A 20,464-nucleotide genomic window follows, 5' to 3' on the forward strand; every position below is an offset into this window, starting at 1 on the left:
GGACGGGCTTGGATCAGCCCGAAATGACGGCAAGTTGCGATTGAGGGCCGGCCTTTTCCGCCGCCGGCCTGCCATAAGCCTTGAGAAAGGTGCGGACGGCGTTTCGCGCCGCCTTTTCCAGTTCCTCGTCGGTGGGCACCCCGCCGAAAAGGACGGTCATCTGCAGATCGGCATTGCCGAGCGCCACGAACTGCCGGGCGGCGACGTCGAAATCGTCGATGACGAGTGCTCCCTTGTGGGCAAGCCGCGCGAAAAGTGCCGATAGCGCCGTCGTCAGCTTGCCCGGTCCATGCAGGCGCCAGCTCTCGAAGAGATGCGGATAGCGCTCGCCCTCGGTCTGCACGAGCTTGCGCAGGAATTTTCCGTCGTGGTTGCAGATGCAGTTCTTGTTGAGGCGCACGACGAAGGCCGTCAGGTCGTCCTCCAGATTGTCGGCGCTGTCGGGGAAGGTCGACAACATGGAGAAGAGCATGGTGTTGGCGCGGTTCATGACGTCTTCGACGACGGCGACGAACAGCGTCTCTTTCTCGCGGTAGTGATTGTAGATCGTCTGGCGGGAAACGCAGGCGGCGGCGGCGATCTCGTCGATGCTGGCCCCGGCAAAACCCTGGCTGCAGAAGACGTCGGCGGCGGCATCTAGGATCGACATGCGCTTGGCGCATTGCCCGCGCTGCGTATGCCCCGTCATTCTGGCTGCGGGTGTCATGCGATCTTTCATGAGAACGAAGATAAGACGTCTTGACGTTTTAGACAATGGCGTCTAATTTTACAAGCGTGTCCAAATTTATTGACACTCTTGGTTCGCCGTTGGAGATATGAGCTCCCAACTTCGTCTTCGCGCGAATGATCATCATTCAACCCGAGAGCAATGCGGCGGAGCGATCATCCGACGCCTCCGCTGCGCTTTTATGAAAGATCACCCTTATGACGGCTCCCTTCTTTCGCATTGCCCTCATTCTCGGCCTTCTCTCGGCCATAGGGCCTTTCGCCATCGACATGTATCTGCCTGCGTTGCCATCCATCGGCCAGGATCTGCATGCCGATAACAGCGTCACCCAGCTGACCCTTCTCGCCTTCTTCATCTCCTTTGCGCTCGCCCAGCTGGTCTACGGTCCGCTGTCGGATATGTGGGGTCGCAAGCTGCCGCTCTATCTCGGCATCGGCCTCTTCGCCGTCGCTTCGATCGGCTGCGCGCTTTCGACCGACATCGAAACGCTGATCGCCTTCCGTTTTGTCCAGGGTATCGGCGGTGCCGCCGGCATGGTCATTCCGCGCGCCATCGTCCGCGATATGCACACCGGCGTGCAGGCCGCGCGCCTGATGTCGCTGCTGATGCTGGTCTTTTCGATCTCTCCGATCCTGGCCCCGCTGACGGGCAGTGCCGTCATCGAGTTCTACGGCTGGCGTGGCGTCTTCTGGGCCGTGATGATCGCCGCCTTTATCGGCCTCGTCCTGCTTGCCACCCAGCTCGAAGAAACCCGCTCGACCAAGGAGCGCAGCGGCAGCGGTCTGAGGAGCGCCATGGCGGCCTACCGCCTGCTGCTGACCGACCGCAATTTCCTGACGCTGACCTTCATCGGCGGCCTGGGCATTTCGAGCTTCCTCGTCTACCTCGCCAACTCGCCCTTCGTGCTGATCCAGCATTATGGGCTGACGCCGACCCAATACAGCTTCGCCTTCTCGATCAACGCCGTGTCCTTCTTCACGGTGTCGCAGGCGACGGGCTGGCTCGGCGAGCGTTTCGGCCTCGTGCGCGTCATGCGCATTGCGGTCAGCGCCTTTGCGCTTGCCATGGTCGTCATGGCGGTGGTGATGGCCTCGGGCTTCAACCATCTGCCTGTTCTGGCGACTTTCCTGTTCATCGGCTACGGCTTCCTCGGCCTCGTCATCCCGACGAGCGCGGTGCTCGCCCTCGAGGACCATGGTGAGATCGCCGGCACAGCTTCGTCGCTAATGGGAACGCTGCACTTCGTGATCGCCGCCGTCGCCATGGTCATATCGAGCATCTTCTTCGATGGTACCGCGGTTCCGATGGCCGCCGGCATCGCACTCTGCGCCTTCTCAGCCTTCGTGCTGACGCAGGCAACGATCGGCCGCCGCGCCGCCGTCGCTGCCGCCGAATGATCGAGACAGGCCGCACCCGGTCTCCGGGTGCGGTCGTGCGCCACAGCCCTTAGATCTAGACTTTAATCGTGAGAGCGTCGCTTTCGCCGGGGACGAGTTCCATTGGCCAGATCCTGTTGCGGGCGCCCTGCGGGTAGTGCTCGGCATAGGCCGGCATGGTGGCGAGCAGGGTTTCGCCGAGCTGGGCACCGAGATCGCGCAGCGACATGCGGAAGGATGTCAGCGTCGGTTGCAGGAAATGGGTGCGCGGCTCGTCGCGGAAACCGACGACGGCGAGGTCGCGGCCAGGCACGATGCCTCCTTCCGCAAGCCGCCGGTAAAGCCCGATCGCCATCAGTTCGTGGATCAGGATGATCGCCGTCGGCCGCTGTTCGATCATCAGAAGTTCGTGGCCGGCCTGATAACCGCCCTGTTCGCTCGACTTGACACGGATGACGAGAGCCGGATCGAAGGGAATATCGTGGCGCTTCAGCGCCTGGCGGTAACTGTCGAGGAAGATATAGCCGAGATTGATGTCGGAGGAGGGGGCGGCCACCGCGATCCGCCGGTGGCCTTTTGCGACCAGCCGGTCGACACCGCGCGCCGCCACGCCCTCGAAATCGAGATCCATCCAGGTGTAGCTGCCGCCGGATGCGCTGCGGCCGAGCGCCACGAAGGGAATGCGGGCCTTTTCCAGAAGCTCGATACGCCGGTCGGTGCGTCGTGTCGCCGAGATGATCAGCGCATCGACGAGCCGACGCGCCACCATGCGCTTCAGATATTCGTGCGGATCCTCGTCATCGGGGCAGGGCAGCATGACCAGATCGAGCTTGTGGCGGGAAAAGACGCTCTGCAGGCCGTCGATAACGCCAAGGAAGAAGTCGTCGCTGTTTTCGACCGTCTCGCGGCTCACTTCGAGCATCAGTCCGATGACGTTGGTCATGCCCTGGCGAAGGCTGCGGCCCGACTGGTTGGCGACATAGCCGAGCTCTTCGGCGGCGGCGAGCACGCGCCGGCGGGTTTCGTCGTTGACGTCGGGCTTGCCGTTCAGCGCACGGGACACCGTCCCGATCGAGATGTCGAGATGCTCTGCAAGCTGGCGGATCCCCTTCATCTGCGACGATTTTCCTCCCTGTCGGTTCGCATTTGCTCTTTCTTGCCACAGGATTGCGCCTGCGAAAAGCCGTGGGGGAGGTTAGGGCCTGAAGCTCTGGCGGATGACGAGTTCCGGAATGACGCGTTCGTAACCCGCAGGCGCGTCCGGATTTTCAAGCCGTCGCTCCATCAGCTCGACGGCGCGCAGCGCCATGGTCAGCGGATCCTGGCGGAAAGTGGTCAGCTGGTAGCTCAGCCAGGAGGATTCCGGAACGTCGTCGAAGCCGATGACGGCAACATCCTCGGGGATGCGCAGCCGCGCCTCTTGGCGCACGACATCCATCAGCCCGAAGGCGATCTGGTCGTTGGCACAGAAGACCGCGTCGGGCTTTGTCTTCCCCGAAAACAGCGCGCGCCCGGCGGTAACGCCGCCGTCGTAGTCGGAATCTCCGCCGCGTCCGACGACGACGGATGCGCCGAGCGCCTCTGCCGCAGAAAGGAAAGCCCTTTCACGCTCGACGATGCTCGGCGTTCCCGTGTTGGAGCCGATGACCGCCAGCCGTCGTCTGCCGCTTTCGTAAAAGGCCGTCGCTGCCTTGCGCGAAGCCTCGGAGTTGCCGACGCGGACATGGTCGGCGTCGGGTTCCGAACGGCCGATGACGACGAGCGGCTGGCCGTTTCGCTGCGCGAGTTCGAAGAAACTCGCCGGCGGCGAGCCGGACAGGATGATGATGGCCTCGGCCCGGTGGCCGATCAGCATCTTCTGGGCGGCGAGCAGCTCGTCTTCCGTCTGGCCGGTGTTGATGAGGATCGGAATGCTGCCGCGCCGGATCAGTAATTTGGCAAGTGCGGCCGCCAGATGTGCGCGAAAACCCACTTCCGGCCGCGTCGCGACGATGCCGACAAGGCGGCTTTGATTGGCAAGCACGCCGCGCGCCAGGTCGTTGACGTGGTAACCGAGGTCTTGCGCCGCCCGCAGCACCTTTTCGCGCGTCGCCGGGGCAACGCTTGCGCCCGGGGTGAAGGTGCGCGAAACGGCCGAGCGCGAAACGCCCGCCAATTGCGCCACCTGCTCGGCGCTGACGAAGCGCATGCGTTCTTTCTTCGGCGCCTTGCCGTCCTTCACCGGACCATCGTTCATCGACTTTCCCTCAATGCTCCACGCGCGACAGAATACCTGCCCTCAGGAATGCTCGACGATCAGCATGAAAAGCGTGCCGGAACAAGCATGGAAGAACTGTGATTGACGCGATTTGGCAATTCTGCACGCTCCAGCTCCATGGCGGAGCGATGGCAGCAAGTTGACATCCGGTGCGGACAATAATTCAGTGCAAGAGAAGACCGAGGCTGCCGGAGGCAACCTCGGTCGGGAGACGAAAATCAGCCGCGAGACGAGGTGGTCTTCTGACCCGCTACTCGCAGACGCGAACCGTTTCGGTGTGATAACCGCCGTCATAGCGGTTGCGGACGTCGCGGTCCTCATACCAGCATCTCGGCGCGGGTTCGACATAGCGAGGGCTTTCAACATAGCGCGGACCATCAACATAGCGAGGGCCGCTGTTGGCGAGGGCGCCTCCAATCAGACCGCCGACGACACCTGCCGCAACGCCGCCTGCGATAATGCGGCCGGTGTTGTTATGGTGGTGATGGTCACGCGCGGCAGCGGGCTGAATGGCCGATCCCATAAGGGCCGTTGCGATCAACAGGCTGCTAATAATTCTCTTCATAACATTCTCCTCAGTGGCTGGCACATCGCCCCCTATAAAGGAGAAATGCCGCAGCACGGCGTTTGTTCGTTCAAATTTTGCGCCTTTTAAGGCAAATCGACCGCCGCTGTTGCAGAGAATACATAAAACGGCGCAGGAGACATCAGTTTTGGCGTTTGGCATCAAACACCTCGGATCGGCCTCGCCGAGCCCAGGCACCCAAAATCAGGTCGCCGATTCGGTTACCGTCGTCTCTTCGAGTACGTTTTCGGGAATATCGTCGAAGGATGCGTAATTGAGGTTATAGAGCTTCGAATAGAGCTTGCCGTTTTTCATGAGCTGCTGGTGATTGCCGCTCTCGACGATCTCGCCATTCTGCAGCACGATGATGCGGTCGGCTTCGCGGATTGTCGCAAGCCGGTGGGCGATGACGAGGCCGGTGCGGTTTTCGAGCAGCTTCACCAGCGCCCGCTGGATCAGCATCTCCGTATAGCTGTCGATATTGGCCGTCGCCTCGTCGAGCACGAGGATCTTGGCGTCGGCCACCAGCGCGCGGGCAAAGGAGAGGAGTTGGCGCTGGCCGAGCGAAAGATTGCCGCCGCGCTCGCCGAGCATGCCGTCATAGCCTTCCGGCAGGCGCATGATGAAGTCATGCGCGCCAACGGCCTTGGCGGCTTCGATCACCTGCTCGCGCGTCGCTTCCGTCTTGTGATAGCGGATGTTTTCGAAGACGGTGCCCGTGAAGAGGAAGGGTTCCTGCAGCACCATGGCGATCTGTGCCCCGAGCGAATCCTGCGTCAGTTCGCGCACGTCATGCCCGCCGACCACAACCTGCCCCTGCTGCACCTCGTAGAAGCGGTGGATCAGTGACATGCAGCTCGACTTGCCCGATCCCGTCGGGCCGACGAGGGCGACCGTCTCGCCGGGGTTGACCCTGAAGCTCACATGCTTGAGCACTGGATGCTTCGGATTATAGCCGAAGACGACATCGCGGAATTCCACCGAGCCGTCCATCTCGGCCGACAGCACCTCGGCGTCGGGCGCATCCTTGATATCGACCGGCACGTCGAGCACATCGGTCAGACGCTGGCCCGACGCCATGGCACGCTGCATGACCGAATATTGCAGGGTCAGCGAACGGATCGGGTCGAAGAAGCGCTGGATGTAGAAGAGGAAGGCGACGAGCACGCCGACGTCGAGCGCCTGGTTCAACACGCGCGCGCCGCCGACGACGATGACGAGCGCCATGGCGATGCCGGTCAGTGAATCGACGATCGGCACCATGATCTGGGCGTAACGCGCCGCCGTCAGGTGCGTCAGCAGGTTGGCATGCGCCTTGTCATCGTAGAGCGTGAAGTTGACGTCCTGCCGATCCATGCTCTGGACGGCGCGGACGCCATGGATCGCTTCGGCAAGCGCACCGTTCGCAACCGAGTTCGTCTCATGCGCGGCCATGAAGGACTTGCGGGCGAGCGGCAGCCAGAACAGGCGCACGACAAAGAGCACCGGCAGCACGGACAGCGTCAGCAGGCCGAGCTTGAAGTCGAGATAGAGCATCACGAAAACGATGCCGAAGAGCAGGAAGATATCGCCGACCGAGAGTACGCAGGTTTCGAGAAATTCCTGCATCGAATTGACGTCGCCCTGCAGGCGCGACATCAGCCGGCCGACCTCGGTCTTGTCCATGAAGGAGAGCGAAACGCGCTGGAGATGCGAGAACATCGCCTTGCGGATATCGAAGAGCACGTTTTCCGCCACGCCGCCGACCAGCGTTTCCTGAAAATAGCTGGCGCCGTAATTGATAAGGATGGCGATTAGGAAGGCGACGATCGCCAGGGTCAGCGCCGAATGGCTGCCGCCCGGCTGCATACCGTGGTCGATGGCATAGCGGATGATCAGCGGAATGAGGAGCTGCATGCCGGTGAAAACAAGCACCGAAATGACCGACAGGACGACATCGCGCCGGTAGGGATGCACGAAGGCCCAGATGCGCTTGACGATGTTGGAATCGAAGACCTTGCCGAAGATCTCCTCTTCGACGCGCTGCGAGCCGACGACCGCCCGTGGCGGGCGCCTGCCATCCTCGCGAACGTCAGCACGCTCGGCTTCCAGTTCCTCGGCCATGTTGTTTCCTCCAGCGCCGGTTTCTCACGCGCTCAAAGCGTCGTCGCCCGGTCGCACCTGCAAATCGTAAAGCGCCTTGTATCGTCCGCCGAGGGCCAGGAGCTCGTCATGCGTGCCCTGTTCGACGATGCGGCCGTCCTCGATGAAGAAGATCTTGTCGGCATGCATCAGCGAGCTCAGGCGATGGGCGACGATGATCGTCACCCGGTCGGCGGCATAGCGGCGCATCGCGCTACGGATGCGCTGCTCGGTTGCCGCATCGATTGCTGCAGTCGAATCGTCGAACACCATCACGGCGGGTTTGAGCATCAGCGCGCGGGCGATCGAAAGCCTCTGTCGCTGGCCGCCCGAAAGCGAAACGCCGCGTTCGCCGACGACCGTGCCGTAGCCTGTGGGCAGGCCGAGCACGTAATTGTGCAACTGCGCGCTTTCGCTGGCGCGTTCGATGCGGCCTTCCTTGGCCCAGGGATCGCCATAGGCGATGTTGTTTTCGATCGTCGTCGTGAAGAGGAAGGAATCCTGCTGCACGACGGCAACCGAGCGGCGCAGCGACTGCAGCGTCGCCTTGCGAATATCCTGCCCGTCGATGGTGATCTTGCCGCCGGTCGCGTCATAGAAGCGGGGGATCAGATGCGCGAGCGTCGTCTTGCCGCTGCCGGGCGGGCCGACGATGCCGATCGTTTCGCCACGCCTAGCCTCGAAGCTGACATCGCGCAGCACCTCGCGCATCGGCGAGCTCGGATAGGCGAAGCTGACATTTTCGAAGCGCAGCGTGCCGTCGGTCACCTTCAATGCCTTGGCATCGGGCGCATCGCGCACGGCGATTTCGAGGTCCAGCAGCTCGAAGAGGCGCGTGCCGCAGGTCGAGGCGCGGGCAAAGGCGTTCACCATCAGGCCGAGCTGACGCACCGGCATCTGCAGGATGGTCATGAAGGTGAGGAAAGAGGCGAGCGTGCCGACGGTGATCTCGCCGGACATCACCTTGCCGCCGCCGACCCACAGCACCAGGCCCATGGCGATGAAGAAGGAGAAGGTCATGGCGCTGGTATTGACGACGCGGATGCCGACGCGCTGATGGGCGAGTTCCAGCGCGCTCTTCGACGCCTTCTCGAATTTCGAAAGCTCGTGCTCCTGCGCCGCGAAGGCGCGCACGACACGGATGCCGCCGAGATTTTCTTCCATGATGCGGGTCAGCACTGAAAGCCGCTGCTGAAGATCGAGCCAGGTGGCGCGCAGGCGAAGCTGGGTGACGGACGAGCGCCAACCGACGAAGGGCACGAAGGAGAGCGCCAGCAGGCCGAGCACGACGTCGGTCGAAAGCAGCATATAGGCGCCGATGCCGATCAGCATGGAAAGCAGGAAGACGCGCACGAGGGCCGTCGAGAAATACATGCGCACGCCTTCAAGGTCGAGCAGGCCGACGGTGATCAGGTCGCCGGAATGCACGGTGTCATGAAAGCTGAAGGAGAGGCGCTGGATCTTCTCGTAGCAGGCTAGTCGCAGCTCATATCCCATATGGTGGCCGACGGATTCGCTGAAGTAGTTCTGCACCATGGTGAAGATGCCGCGCAGCACGCTGGCGCCGAGCAGAAGCAGCGCCGTCGTCAGCAGCGCATCCTGCGCCTGTTGTCCGATCGTGCCGCCATGAAGCGCCACCTGGGTATGGTCGACGGCCTGGCCGAGAAGGCGGGGGATCAGAAGCTGGAAGGTGGAGGCGATCAAGGTAGCGCCGATGGCAAGGCCCGCCTGCCAGGGGTGTCGGAAGGCCATCACGGTGATGCGCACCAGTGTGTAGAGGCCTTGGCCCCAGCCTGCCGCAGTTGCAAGCGCCATCGAAGCCGAAGGCTTCGTCGCGCGTGTTAACGCTTCGCTGCTCACGGTATTTTTCCAATAGATGTGGTGCTCGGACGCTGGCCCGAAAAGACGGCAAATCCATGAAGGGATTGATAGCACCGTCACTTTTGCCGATTCGACCGGGGGGTTCAAGTAAACAATTCACCATCTGGTTATTTTTACGTGAGGCCGCCTCGCATCCCTTCGGGAACAACCGGTACACGGGTGGGTTGCAGCGTGGGGAGACCCTGTCAGGCAACCATTACCGGAGGGATCCATGCCGCTGGAAGCCTCTCTCGCGGAAAATCCATTGCTATCCCAATGGCTTACCAACCGAAGCAACAAACCCTCTTGCCACATCAGGCTTTTAGCGCTTTCATACACGACTAGTTTAATAGACTATGGACGAGCGTGATCGCTCGCCGAGTTTCCTTGCGGGACCGCTGGTACGGACCCCGATGCAGCGGCAGTGTTTGTGAATGGCCGCATGAACCTCAACAACGCGTGATCGGCTTTTATGCGTTGAAACCTCGATCGACACACGGTGCGGATGAACCCGCAAAGGAGTTGCGATGACGGTTCAGGGACTTTTTTCCGCAAGAGCCAGTGCGGCGGCGCAGATTTCTGCCGTGCCGCGCATTGCGATCGTCGGGCGCGGTTTTTCCGGCATGATGACGGCGATCGCGCTGATGAAGACGGTGCGCGCACCCTTCCACCTGCAACTGTTCGATCCGAATTCGTCGGTCAGCGGCGGCCAGGCGCTGGCCTCAGTCCGCTCCTCGACGATCCTCAATACCCGTGTGCGTGATCTCTCGGTCTCGCTCGGCGACAATGACGATTTCAACGACTGGCTCTGTAGCAACGCCGCCTTCCGCGCCGCCGTGCCGGCCGCCATTCCCGGTTTCCGGCAGATCTTCGTGCCGAAGGAAATCTTCAGCGACTATGTCTATCAGCGCTTTTCGGAAGCGCTCGCCGCCCGCCGGGACATCACCGTCCAAGTCTGCAACGATCCTGTCGTGGCGATCCGCAGGAGCCACGGTAACCGTTTCCTGCTCGAAAGCGCCAATCCCGCCAATCCGCTGTTCGATACCGTCATCCTTGCCACCGGCTATGGTCTGACCGAGCCGGACGCCGGCGGGCCGGACGTTTCGCCGGTCAGGGCCCAGCGCCTCGTCGCCCGGCCGCATGCCGTGCTGCTCGGCAGCGGCATCCGCGTGGTCGACCAGTTGCTGCGGCTGCGCGATTCCGGTTATGCTGGCCAGATTACGATCATTTCCCGGCGTGGCTTCCTGCCTCAGAGCCATACGCCGAATTCCGCCGATCCGGTCTTCCCGGCCGAAGCGCTGCCGCAGAGCCTGCCTGACATCGTGCGCTTTATCCGCCAGGCCTGTCGCGAGGCGGAAGATGAGGGCCGAAGCTGGCAATCGGTGATGAACGGCCTGAGGAAACATGCGCGCCTGCTTTGGCGCTCGCTGCCGGCGCGCGACAAACATCAGTTCAACCGGCACCTCAGGGCAATCTACGACAGCCACCGCAACCGCCTGCCCGAGGCGATGCATTTGCGGCTGAAACGCGAGCTTGCCGAAGGCCGCACCGTGCTGCGCCGCGGCCGGGCCGGCCGCCGGGGCCTGAGCGGTCTGTTCTTCACGCCGGCCGGCTCCTCTGTCGAGGAGGTCATGCATGCCGAGCGCATCATCGATTGCCGCTGTCAGGCGCCCGATCTTTCAGCCCCGCTGATGCAGAGCCTGATTTCCGCCGGCCTTGCCATGCCGGATGAGCTCTCGCTCGGGCTTGCGGTCAACGCGCGGGGCGAGCCTTTCCTGGAGGACGGCTCGACCGTCGCCGGGCTCTTTGCCGTCGGCCCGCTCGGCCTTGGCAGCCTGCCCGATATCGATCTCGTGCCCGAAATCGTCTCGCAGGCCTATGCCGCCGCCGAGCGGGTGGGGGAACGGTTTTATCCGCAGGTGAAAGCCGTCTGAAATCGGCGGCCATTTCGGAACCATCTGCCCGTCGTCGCGTTATAAAGCGCTGGTGGTTAAGAGGGGCCGATGGAAGCGCTGAATCGACATGATACGTCTCTTACCGGAGAGGGACGCTTTCGCCTTCTGGTCGATGCCATCACCGACTACGCTATCTATATGCTGAGCCCCGACGGCATCATAATCAGCTGGAATACCGGCGCTCAGCGGTTCAAGGGTTACAAGCCTTCCGAAATTCTGGGTGAGCATTTTTCCCGTTTCTATCTGCAAGAGGACCGCGACGCGGGAATTCCCGAGCGGGCTCTCGCCACGGCGGCGGAGACCGGCCGCTTCGAGGGTGAGGGCTGGCGCCAGCGCAAGGATGGCAGCCGCTTTTGGGCTCATGTGATCATCGACCCGATCCGCCATCCCTTTGGCGAACTCATCGGCTTTGCCAAGATCACCCGCGACCTGACCGAGCGCAGGGCGGCTGAAAACGCGATCCGCCAGAGCGAAGAGCAGTTCCGCCGGCTCATCCAGGGCGTTTCGGACTATGCGATCTATATGCTCGACCCCGAGGGCAATGTCAGCAGCTGGAATTTCGGCGCCGAGCGCATCAAAGGCTATCGGCCGCAGGAAATCATCGGCCGGCATTTCTCGACCTTCTATACGCCGGAGGACCGGGAAGCCGGCGTGCCTGATACCGCGCTCAAGGTCGCGCGCGCCGAGGGCCGGTTCGAGAGGGAGGGTTGGCGCGTCCGCAAGGACGGCAGCCGTTTCTGGGCCAGCGTCGTCATCGACGTCATCCGGGACGACGACGGCCAAGTGCTTGGTTTTGCGAAGATTACCCGTGATATTACCGAGAAGATGGAGACCCAGAGGGCGCTGGAGCAGGCTCGCGAAGAACTCTTCCAGTCACAGAAGATGGAGGCGATCGGTCAATTGACCGGCGGCATCGCGCATGATTTCAACAACCTGCTGATGGCCGTGCTCGGCAGCCTCGAAATCCTGAAGAAACGCATGCCGCAGGATCTCTCGCTGACGTCGCTGGTCGATAACGCCATGCAGGGCGCCCAGCGTGGCGCAGCCTTGACGCAGCGCATGCTTGCCTTTTCCCGAAGGCAGGAACTGCATGTGGAGCCTATCGACGTCTCCGGTCTGGTCCGCGGCATGATGGATATGCTGAGCCGTTCGCTCGGCCCCCTCACCGTAATCGATACGTCTTTTCCGGTCAGGCTGCCGACGATCCTCACCGATCCGAACCAATTGGAGATGGCCATCCTGAACCTCGTCGTCAACGCTCGCGATGCCATGCCATCAGGCGGCCGGATCGTGCTGCGCGCTTCCGAGGAGCCGGCGCCGCCAAGCAAGAGTCCGCTGTCACCCGGCCGCTACGTCCGCATCGCGATAACGGACGAAGGCGAGGGCATGGATGCAAAGACACTCGATCAGGCGGTCACCCCGTTCTTCACCACCAAGGGTGTCGGCAAGGGCACCGGCCTCGGCCTTTCCATGGTGCAGGGGCTGACGACCCAGTCCGGCGGCCGTCTTTTCCTAAAGAGCAAGCCAGGCGAAGGCACGACGGTCGAATTGTGGTTTCCGGTCGCCATTGTCGAACGGCGGACCCGAACAACTGTCGAGCTGCCGCAGCGTGAGCAAAGCGCGCCGGACAGCCTGCGTGTCCTCGCTGTCGATGATGACGGCCTGGTCCTGATGAATACGACGCTGATGCTCGAGGATCTCGGCCACACCGTATTCGAGGCGATGGCGGGTTCGGAGGCGCTCGACATTCTGCATAAGCAACCGGTCGATCTGGTGATTTGCGACCACGCCATGCCGCGCATGACGGGCGCGCAACTCGCCCAGGCGATCCGCGACGAATGGCCTGAAATGCCGATCATCCTCGCAACCGGTTACGCGGAGCTTCCAGAGGGCGCCGGTGTGACAAACCTGCCTCGTCTCGGCAAGCCCTTTTCGCAGGCACAACTCGCCGAGGCGATCAGCCGGGTCGCCTCATAAGCGGTTCGGTGAGCGTTCCGCCGGATCTCGGCTACCCCTCTCGGCGCGAAGAATGAACACCAGCAATATCAGCACCATCGCCGCCAGCCCGTACCAGGTGATGGCATAGAGGAGATGGTTGTTCGGAAAATGGATCACGGTCAGGCCGCCGACCGGCAGGCCGCCCGGGTTGGGAGTGGCATCCGCGTCGATGAAATAAGGCGCGATCGCACTGACGCCGCGCTTTTCAGCGATCGCGGCGACATCGCGAGAATACCACCGGTCGGCGGCGAGGTTGTTGGACTGCAGCAGCGAGCCCTTCGGCTCCGTGATCCGCATCAGCCCGGTGATTTCGACCGGGCCTGACGGCTGGCCCTCGCGACGCGAGGCCGGATCACGCCGGTCGGTCGGCACGAAGCCGCGATTGACGAGGATTGAAGTACCGTCGGCAAGCCTCAGCGGCGTCATCACCCAATAACCCGGGCCGAGCGCGGTCGAGGCATAGACCAGCGTCTCCTTGTCGTTCGCCAGCATCCCCACAGCGGTCACCCGCCGATATTCGTCGTCGGCGGTATTGACCTTATCCCAGTCGGCCGGCGCCGGCACGGGTGCTGCATGCACGCGCTGATCGACGCGGGCAATGAGATCGCGTTTCCAGGCGAGGCGCTGCACCTGCCAGCTGCCGAGCACGGCAAGTGCCGCGGCAAGCAGTAGCAGGCAGACGGCGAAGATCGCGCGTTTTACCTGGTGACGCCGCCTTTCCGATTTTTCCGAGGGAGCCTCGCTCATGGTGAACCGGTGTTTGGCTGAACCGCTACGGGCGGCGCTGCCGCCGCTCTTTCGTCACGGTCACGGCATGTTCTTCATCATCTCAGGGCTCATCGGCATCATGTTGGTGTTGAGATGATGCATGACCCAGAGCGAGCCGGAGAGCGCAATGGCGACGATAACGATGGTGAAGATCAGCGCCATCATTGTCCAGCCGCCCTCGCTCCTCGGGTTCATGTGCAGGAAGAAGACCATATGAACGACGATCTGGATCGCGCCGAGGCCCATCACCAGCACCGCCGTCAATGTCGGGCTCGCGATTACGCCTGACATGACCAGCCAGAAGGGGATTGCGGTCAGGATGACGGAGAGCGCGAAGCCCGTCACATAGCTGCGGAAGGTGCCGTGGCCGGCCTGATGACCATGGCTGTGGCCGTGATGAGCCTCGTGGGCATCCTCATGTGCAGGTGCTTGCGAACTCATCCGAGAACTCCCAGCAGATAGACGAAGGAAAAGACGCCGATCCAGACGACGTCAAGGAAATGCCAGAACATCGAAAGGCACATCAGCCGGCGGCGGTTGGCCTCGATCAGCCCGTGCATCGAGACCTGCACCATCAGCGTGATCAGCCAGATGATGCCGAAGGTGACGTGCAGCCCGTGCGTACCGACGAGCGTGAAGAAGGAGGAAAGGAAGGCGCTGCGCGTCGGCCCGGCGCCTTCATGGATCAGGTGGATGAACTCGTAGAGCTCGAGCCCGATGAAGGCTGCGCCGAACAGGCCGGTGACGGCGAGCCAGAACAGCGTTTCCGCCTTTGCGTTCCGCTCCATCTGCAGCATGGCGAAGCCGTAGGTGATCGAGGAGAAGAGCAGCATCGAGGTGTTGAGGGCAACGATCGGCAGATCGAAGAGAACGGCCGGCGACGGACCGGCGGCATAATTGCGGCCGAGCACGCCGTGCGTCGCAAACAGCACCGCGAAGATCAGGCAGTCGCTCATCAGGTAGAGCCAGAAGCCGAGATTGGTGCTGTTCTCCGGATGATGATCTTCCGTGAGGTAGAATTCAGGCTTTTCGGCCGTGTCGATAGTTTGATCGCTCATGGTCATTACACCTGCTCGGCAAGCAGCGCGGTGCGCTTGCCTTCCGTTTCGGTCACTTCTTCGGCGGGAATGTAGAAGTCGCGTCCGTAGTTGAAGGTATGGCCGATCGCGACGACGAGCAGGGCGACGACGGAGACGACGACCAGCCACCACATGTACCAGATCATGCCGAAGGCGAGCGCGACGCTGATGGCGGACAGGATCGCACCGGTGCCGGTGTTTTTCGGCATATGGATCGGCTTGAAGCCGCCGAGCGGACGCTCGTAGCCACGGTTCTTCATGTCGTACCAGCTGTCATGGTCGTGCACGACAGGCGTGAGGGCGAAATTGTAGTCCGGTGGCGGCGAGGAAGTCGACCATTCCAGCGTACGGCCGTCCCACGGATCGCCGCTGTCATCGCGCAATTCCTCGCGCTTCATGAAGCTGACGACGATCTGGATCAGGAAGCTGGCAATGCCAAGCGCGATCAGGCCGACGCCGAAGGCGGCGATGATGAACCAGATCTGCAGCGACGGATCCTCGAACTGGCTCATGCGGCGGGTGACGCCCATCAGGCCGAGCACGTAGAGCGGCATGAAGGCGAACCAGAAACCGATCTGCCAGAACCAGAAGCTCATCTTGCCCCAGAAGGGATCGAGCTTGAAGCCGAAAGCCTTGGGGAACCAGTAATTCACGCCGGCGAACATGCCGAAGAGAACGCCGCCGATGATGACGTTGTGGAAGTGGGCGATGAGGAACAGCGAATTGTGCAGCACGAAGTCGGCCGGCGGCACGGCCAGCATGACGCCGGTCATGCCACCGATGACGAAGGTTACCATGAAGCCGACCGTCCACAGCATCGGCACCTCAAAGCGGATACGGCCGCGATACATGGTGAAGAGCCAGTTGAATATCTTCGCCCCCGTCGGGATGGAGATGATCATCGTGGTGATGCCGAAGAAGGAGTTGACGCTGGCGCCCGAGCCCATCGTGAAGAAGTGGTGCAGCCAGACGATGTAGGACAGGATCATGATCACGCAGGTGGCGTAGACCATGGAAGCATAACCGAACAGGCGCTTGCCGGAAAAGGTGGCGACCACTTCCGAGAAGATGCCGAAGGCCGGCAGCACGAGAATGTAGACCTCCGGATGACCCCAGATCCAGATGAGGTTGATGTACATCATCGGATTGCCGCCGAGGTCGTTGGTGAAGAAGTTCGTTCCCGCATAACGGTCGAGCGACAGCAACGCGAGCGTAGCCGTCAGGATCGGGAAGGAGGCGACGATCAGCACGTTGGTGCAGAGTGCCGTCCAGGTAAAGACCGGCATCTTCATGAAGGTCATGCCCGGAGCGCGCATCTTGACGATTGTGGCGATCAGGTTGATGCCCGAAAGCGTCGTTCCGACGCCGGCCACCTGCAGGCCCCAGATATAATAGTCGACGCCGACACCAGGACTGTAGGCAGCGCCCGACAATGGCGGGTAGGCAAGCCAGCCGGTCTGGGCGAATTCGCCGATGAAGAGCGACAGCATGATGATGATCGCGCCGGCGGTCGTCATCCAGAAAGAGAAGTTGTTGAGGAAGGGGAAGGAGACGTCGCGCGCGCCGATCTGCAGCGGCACCACGAAGTTCATCAAGCCGGTGACGAAGGGCATCGCCACGAAGAAGATCATGATGACGCCGTGGGCGGTGAAGACCTGGTCGTAATGGTGCGGCGGCAGGTAGCCCTCCGAACCGTTGAAGGCGATCGCCTGCTGGATGCGCATCAGGATCGCGTCGGAAAAGCCGCGCAACAGCATGATAACGGCCAGGATCACATACATGATGCCGATCTTCTTGTGATCGACGCTGCAGATCCAGTCGTGCCAGAGCGGACCCCAGAACTTGAAATAGGTGATGGCGCCAAGCACGGCGAGGCCGCCAATGACGACGCCGATGAAAGTCACGACCAGGATCGGCTCGTGATAGGGGATGGCATCGAGGTTCAACCGGCCGAAGATCAACTTCAGGAGGTCAGGATTGGAAAACATGGAACAACCCGTTCATTATGTCTTGCGACGCAAAGCGCCAGGTTAATTGTTGTTGTTGAGCTGCGCCGGCGCGGGATCGGCGCCATTGCTCATGCCGGGCATGGAATGGCCCTCATGCTGCATGTCCATTCCAGCCGTGCTAGGCATGCCGGGCATATCATGCTGCATGCTGCCGGTGGCCGCAGGCGCCGTCTCGCCTTCGCCGACATGGCGGTTGTCGTATTGCAGCTTCTCGCGGTTCTCAGCGCTTTCCTTGCCGCCGCCGCCCATCATGTCGATGTGCATCATCTCGTTCATGCACATCTTGCCCGGCGTGGCGCACATGTTGAGGATGGCGTTGTAAAGATCGGCATCGGCGCCGGCATAGTAGCGCACCGGTTCCTTCTCGCTCGGCTTCTCGAGCTTCAGATAGGCGTCGCGGTTGAGCATCGTGCCCTGCTGCTTGACCTGCGCCACCCAGGCGTCAAATCCCTGCTGATTCAGGCCGTGGAACTTGAAGCGCATGTGCGAGAAGCCTGCGCCGCTGTAATTGGCGGAGAAGCCCTCATACTCGCCCTCCCGGTTGATGACGGCATGCAGCTTCGTTTCCATACCTGGCATGGCGTAGATCTGGCCGGCAAGGGCGGGGATGTAGAAGGAGTTCATCACCGAGGAGGCGGTGATCTTGAAATTGATCGGCATGTCGACCGGTGCTGCCAGTTCGTTGACTGTGGCAATACCGAGCTCGGGATAGAAGAACAGCCACTTCCAGTCGAGCGCCACGACCTCGACGGTCAGCGGCTTGGTATCTGCGGGAATGGCGCGCTCCGCATCGAGACGGTCGAGCGGACGATAGGGATCGAGCTTATGCGTGGAAATCCAGGTGACGGCGCCGAGCGCGATGATGATCGCAAGGGGGGCTGCCCAGATCACGATTTCAAGGCGGGTCGAATGGTGCCATTCCGGGTCGTAGGTCGCGGCCGTGTTGGAGCGGCGGTAACGCCAGGCAAAAAACAGCGTCAGGAAGATTACCGGAATGATGATCAGCAGCATCAGCACCGTCGAGACGACGATGAGATCGCGCTGTTGCATGGCGATGTCGCCGGAAGGCGCCATGACCACCATGTTGCATCCTGCCAGGAAAAGCAGCGGCAAGACGGATAGAAGGCGGGAAAACTTCACGAGTTTTGGCACGTCTCTAAGCTCTTGTTGTTTCGTTCGTTCCGCGACTAAAGCACTGAACCTGATAGCGACATGAGGTGTTTGGTCGCAGTGCAGCAAGTGTGCCGCACTGCGGCACAAATCGTGTTGCGCTACAGCTATGAAATCCTGATGAAATCAAGAAGGATTCCTTTGCGAGTGCAAGTTTCAACCAATATATCCGTAAGACCCGGGCAGGCCAGCATTCCCACGGGAAAATTGCGATCCCGATCACGCTATTTTCCCGTCCACGCCTCATTTTGAGCCGGGATGATGAACTATTTACGTCTTACGGACTTGATAAGCCTGCAGGTTTGATCAAGATCAAGCTGAGGCGCCTTGCCGAAAGCGCTTCAACGAGGGAGGCGTTTTATGGCAACAGCATCGCATTATGGACCGTCGTCGTCATCGCTGGAACGCGACGCACGACGTATTCACGACGATAAGCCGGTTTCGCCGGGCAGCATCGCTGTCGGCGTGGTAATCGGCCGCATGTCGGAATTCTTCGATTTCTTCGTCTATGGCCTCGCCTCGGTCCTGGTCTTTCCACAGCTGATCTTTCCCTTCGCGCCTGACAGGCTGACGGCGACGCTCTATTCCTTCGCCATCTTTTCACTCGCCTTCCTGGCCCGCCCGGTCGGCTCCGTCGTCTTCATGACGATCGACCGGATGTACGGCCGCGGCACCAAGCTGACGATCGCGCTCTTCCTGCTCGGCGGCTCCACAGCTTCGATCGCCTTCCTGCCGGGTTACGAGGAGATCGGCGTCTGGTCGATCGCGTTGCTGGCGCTCTTCCGTCTCGGCCAAGGCTTTGCGCTCGGCGGAGCCTGGGACGGTCTTGCTTCGCTGCTCGCGCTCAACGCACCGGCCAAGCATCGCGGCTGGTACGCGATGATCCCGCAGCTCGGCGCGCCGATCGGCTTTGCGCTGGCAAGCATCCTGTTCGGGTATTTCGTCGCCAATCTTTCCAGTGAGGATTTCCTCTCCTGGGGCTGGCGCTATCCCTTCTTCGTCGCCTTCGCGATCAACGTCGTGGCGCTGTTTGCGCGTTTGCGCCTCGTCATGACCAAGGAATTCGGGACGCTGCTGGAGCAGCACGAACTGGAAGCAGCGCCCATCCTCGACGTGCTGCGCGTTCACGGCCGCGACATCCTGATCGGCGCCTTCGTGCCGCTCGCGAGCTTTGCCATGTTCCACCTCGTCACCATCTTCCCGCTCGGCTGGATGAGCCTTTACGGCAATCAGCCGATCGGCGCCTTCATGGTGGTGCAGGTGGTCGGCGCCATGGTCGGTGTCGTCACCATCATCGCCTCGGGCTTGATCGCCGACCGCATCGGCCGACGCGCTCAGCTCGCCATCTGCGCCGTCATTATCGCCGTCTTCAGCTTCGTTGGACCGATCCTGATCGCGTCGGGCAACAGCGGGCATGACGCCTTTGTCATCATCGGCTTCGGCGTGCTCGGTCTTTCCTTCGGCCAGGCGACGGGCTCGATCTCGTCGCGTTTCGGCCGTGGCTATCGCTACACTGGCGCTGCCTTCACCTCGGATCTTGCCTGGCTCGTCGGCGCCGGCTTTGCGCCGCTGGTGGCGCTCAGCCTCTCCAGCCGATTCGGCCTGACCTTCGTCGGCTACTATCTGCTGTCCGGCGCGATCTGCACGCTGGCAGCACTCGCTTTCAGCAGGGCATTGGAACAGCGCGAGTAGGCGAACCTGAACACACGGGCCTGCATGGGAAACCATGCAGGCTTTTTTTGTTTCCAGATTGCGATTCTAATTATTGAATGCATTGCGATCTATAATTAAATGCATATGATTGTCGGCCTGAACGAGGATATGCCTTGACCGCGGAAACCATCGATCATTCGACCCTTTCCCGCCTTGTCGAAGCAGGAGCGGTCAACGCCGCTCATGTCGTCGGCAAAACCGGCGGCTGGTCCGTCGTCATCCGTTACGGCAAGGCCGAGCGCCCGCTCGCCGCCCAACGCAGCCGGCAGGTGCGCGTATTCAAGCGCATGGATACCCTGGTTTCCTATCTGAAGGATGTCGGCATCTTGCAGTTCGATGTCGATGCCGCCGATTACGTTCCTGAAACGGCATCACGGCCCGATCGAGCCGAGGCTCTGCGGCGGACCCATGAGGCGGCGGAATACGACAAGTGGTTCCGTGAACAGGTCGAGGAAGCGATCCGGGAAGCAGACGATCCGAAAACGGTCTGGATCCCGCACGAAGTCGTCAAGGAGGAGATGGCGCGCGAACGGACAGAGCTTCTGGCGCGGCTTAAGGGCGAGGCCAAGTGAAGCTCGTCTGGCGTGCGAAAGCTGAAGCAGATCGCAAGAAAGCAATTCAGTTTATCGCCGACCAGAATGTCGGCGCCGCGATAAGCCAGTTGGATGAGATCGAGCGTCAGACCGATTTGCTCATCGATCAGCCGGAGATCGGCCGGCCGGGACGAATTGATGGAACGCGCGAACTGGTCATTTCACGCACATCTTTTATCGTGATCTATCGTGTTCGCCAAGAAATCAAACAGGTGGAAATTTTGCGCCTCGTCCACGGTGCGCAGAAATGGCCGCCAAAATCCTGAAGTAAAG

At 61.5% G+C, this 20,464-nt stretch carries 17 protein-coding genes; 6 read left to right on the forward strand and 11 right to left on the reverse strand.

Annotation, left to right across the window (positions count from 1 at the left end; translation table 11 throughout):
• Window positions 1-13: 13 nt before the first annotated feature.
• Window positions 14-754 carry a TetR/AcrR family transcriptional regulator gene (locus EFB14_RS06375; protein WP_126823707.1) on the reverse strand — a complete coding sequence of 247 codons (741 nt, stop codon included), beginning with the start codon at window positions 752-754 and terminating at the stop codon, window positions 14-16.
• A gap of 170 nt (window positions 755-924) precedes the next feature.
• Between EFB14_RS06375 and EFB14_RS06380 the strand changes: the two genes are divergently transcribed.
• The gene (locus tag EFB14_RS06380) at window positions 925-2,124 is read left to right on the forward strand and encodes a multidrug effflux MFS transporter (RefSeq protein WP_126823709.1); all 1,200 of its coding nucleotides are present in this window, start codon (window positions 925-927) and stop codon (window positions 2,122-2,124) included.
• 55 nt (window positions 2,125-2,179) lie between these two features.
• On the opposite strand, the gene EFB14_RS06385 is transcribed toward EFB14_RS06380, so the two are convergent.
• The 5 genes from EFB14_RS06385 to EFB14_RS06405 all read right to left on the reverse strand — a co-directional run bounded on the left by EFB14_RS06385 (window position 2,180) and on the right by EFB14_RS06405 (window position 9,014).
• On the reverse strand, window positions 2,180-3,217 hold the full coding sequence (locus EFB14_RS06385; RefSeq protein ID WP_126823711.1) for a LacI family DNA-binding transcriptional regulator: 1,038 nt from the start codon (window positions 3,215-3,217) through the stop codon (window positions 2,180-2,182).
• A gap of 81 nt (window positions 3,218-3,298) precedes the next feature.
• The gene (locus EFB14_RS06390) at window positions 3,299-4,339 is read right to left on the reverse strand and encodes a LacI family DNA-binding transcriptional regulator (protein ID WP_126823713.1); all 1,041 of its coding nucleotides are present in this window, start codon (window positions 4,337-4,339) and stop codon (window positions 3,299-3,301) included.
• A 271-nt stretch (window positions 4,340-4,610) separates the two neighbouring features.
• Entirely contained in the window at window positions 4,611-4,925 is a 315-nt protein-coding gene (locus tag EFB14_RS06395) for a hypothetical protein (RefSeq protein WP_126824426.1), read from the reverse strand.
• A 204-nt stretch (window positions 4,926-5,129) separates the two neighbouring features.
• Window positions 5,130-7,028 carry an ABC transporter ATP-binding protein gene (locus EFB14_RS06400; RefSeq protein WP_126823715.1) on the reverse strand — a complete coding sequence of 633 codons (1,899 nt, stop codon included), beginning with the start codon at window positions 7,026-7,028 and terminating at the stop codon, window positions 5,130-5,132.
• Between the two features lie 24 nt (window positions 7,029-7,052).
• Window positions 7,053-9,014 (reverse strand): ABC transporter ATP-binding protein, encoded by a 1,962-nt coding sequence (locus EFB14_RS06405; protein ID WP_183604848.1) that lies wholly within the window; start codon window positions 9,012-9,014, stop codon window positions 7,053-7,055.
• Between the two features lie 419 nt (window positions 9,015-9,433).
• On the opposite strand from EFB14_RS06405, the gene EFB14_RS06410 reads away from it, so the two are divergent.
• Window positions 9,434-10,840 carry an FAD/NAD(P)-binding protein gene (locus EFB14_RS06410; protein WP_126823717.1) on the forward strand — a complete coding sequence of 469 codons (1,407 nt, stop codon included), beginning with the start codon at window positions 9,434-9,436 and terminating at the stop codon, window positions 10,838-10,840.
• A gap of 69 nt (window positions 10,841-10,909) precedes the next feature.
• Window positions 10,910-12,838, forward strand: a complete 1,929-nt coding sequence (locus tag EFB14_RS06415; protein ID WP_126823719.1) for a hybrid sensor histidine kinase/response regulator — start codon at window positions 10,910-10,912, stop codon at window positions 12,836-12,838.
• Here the strand turns inward: EFB14_RS06415 and EFB14_RS06420 are convergent.
• From EFB14_RS06420 to cyoA, 5 genes are read right to left on the reverse strand one after another with little or no spacing between them, the layout of a single operon-like run.
• A complete protein-coding gene (locus EFB14_RS06420; RefSeq protein ID WP_126823721.1) occupies window positions 12,833-13,606 on the reverse strand; it encodes an SURF1 family protein in 774 nt (257 codons plus the stop codon). The genes EFB14_RS06415 and EFB14_RS06420 overlap by 6 nt on opposite strands.
• Before the next feature lie 60 nt (window positions 13,607-13,666).
• Window positions 13,667-14,068, reverse strand: coding sequence for a cytochrome o ubiquinol oxidase subunit IV (gene cyoD / locus EFB14_RS06425; RefSeq protein ID WP_126823723.1), 402 nt, complete (start codon window positions 14,066-14,068; stop codon window positions 13,667-13,669).
• On the reverse strand, window positions 14,065-14,685 hold the full coding sequence (gene cyoC / locus EFB14_RS06430; protein ID WP_125845428.1) for a cytochrome o ubiquinol oxidase subunit III: 621 nt from the start codon (window positions 14,683-14,685) through the stop codon (window positions 14,065-14,067). Before cyoC ends, cyoD begins: the two co-directional genes overlap by 4 nt.
• A gap of 5 nt (window positions 14,686-14,690) precedes the next feature.
• Window positions 14,691-16,694 carry a cytochrome o ubiquinol oxidase subunit I gene (gene cyoB / locus EFB14_RS06435; RefSeq protein ID WP_126823725.1) on the reverse strand — a complete coding sequence of 668 codons (2,004 nt, stop codon included), beginning with the start codon at window positions 16,692-16,694 and terminating at the stop codon, window positions 14,691-14,693.
• Between the two features lie 42 nt (window positions 16,695-16,736).
• Window positions 16,737-17,867: a ubiquinol oxidase subunit II gene (gene cyoA, locus EFB14_RS06440; protein ID WP_126823727.1), complete on the reverse strand. Its 1,131-nt coding sequence runs from the start codon at window positions 17,865-17,867 to the stop codon at window positions 16,737-16,739.
• Window positions 17,868-18,245: 378 nt separating this feature from the next.
• Between cyoA and EFB14_RS06445 the strand changes: the two genes are divergently transcribed.
• The 3 genes from EFB14_RS06445 (at window position 18,246) to EFB14_RS06455 (ending at window position 20,457) form a co-directional block, all read left to right on the forward strand.
• Window positions 18,246-19,577, forward strand: coding sequence for an MFS transporter (locus EFB14_RS06445; protein WP_126823729.1), 1,332 nt, complete (start codon window positions 18,246-18,248; stop codon window positions 19,575-19,577).
• Between the two features lie 134 nt (window positions 19,578-19,711).
• Window positions 19,712-20,170, forward strand: coding sequence for a hypothetical protein (locus EFB14_RS06450; protein ID WP_126823731.1), 459 nt, complete (start codon window positions 19,712-19,714; stop codon window positions 20,168-20,170).
• Window positions 20,167-20,457 (forward strand): type II toxin-antitoxin system RelE/ParE family toxin, encoded by a 291-nt coding sequence (locus EFB14_RS06455; protein WP_126823733.1) that lies wholly within the window; start codon window positions 20,167-20,169, stop codon window positions 20,455-20,457. Before EFB14_RS06450 ends, EFB14_RS06455 begins: the two co-directional genes overlap by 4 nt.
• The last annotated feature ends 7 nt before the right edge of the window (window positions 20,458-20,464 follow it).

The sequence above is a fragment of the Rhizobium fabae genome (assembly GCF_003985135.1).
GTDB lineage: Bacteria > Pseudomonadota > Alphaproteobacteria > Rhizobiales > Rhizobiaceae > Rhizobium > Rhizobium pisi.

Bases quoted from the DNA above. Each gene is read 5' to 3' on its own strand.
- cyoD (WP_126823723.1), bottom strand. From the start codon at position 14,068: ATGAGTTCGCAAGCACCTGCACATGAGGATGCCCACGAGGCTCATCAC.
- EFB14_RS06385 (WP_126823711.1), bottom strand. From the start codon at position 3,217: ATGAAGGGGATCCGCCAGCTTGCAGAGCATCTCGACATCTCGATCGGG.
- EFB14_RS06410 (WP_126823717.1), top strand. From the start codon at position 9,434: ATGACGGTTCAGGGACTTTTTTCCGCAAGAGCCAGTGCGGCGGCGCAG.
- cyoC (WP_125845428.1), bottom strand. From the start codon at position 14,685: ATGAGCGATCAAACTATCGACACGGCCGAAAAGCCTGAATTCTACCTC.
- EFB14_RS06395 (WP_126824426.1), bottom strand. From the start codon at position 4,925: ATGAAGAGAATTATTAGCAGCCTGTTGATCGCAACGGCCCTTATGGGA.
- EFB14_RS06380 (WP_126823709.1), top strand. From the start codon at position 925: ATGACGGCTCCCTTCTTTCGCATTGCCCTCATTCTCGGCCTTCTCTCG.
- EFB14_RS06420 (WP_126823721.1), bottom strand. From the start codon at position 13,606: ATGAGCGAGGCTCCCTCGGAAAAATCGGAAAGGCGGCGTCACCAGGTA.
- EFB14_RS06400 (WP_126823715.1), bottom strand. From the start codon at position 7,028: ATGGCCGAGGAACTGGAAGCCGAGCGTGCTGACGTTCGCGAGGATGGC.
- cyoB (WP_126823725.1), bottom strand. From the start codon at position 16,694: ATGTTTTCCAATCCTGACCTCCTGAAGTTGATCTTCGGCCGGTTGAAC.
- EFB14_RS06390 (WP_126823713.1), bottom strand. From the start codon at position 4,339: ATGAACGATGGTCCGGTGAAGGACGGCAAGGCGCCGAAGAAAGAACGC.
- EFB14_RS06415 (WP_126823719.1), top strand. From the start codon at position 10,910: ATGGAAGCGCTGAATCGACATGATACGTCTCTTACCGGAGAGGGACGC.
- EFB14_RS06445 (WP_126823729.1), top strand. From the start codon at position 18,246: ATGGCAACAGCATCGCATTATGGACCGTCGTCGTCATCGCTGGAACGC.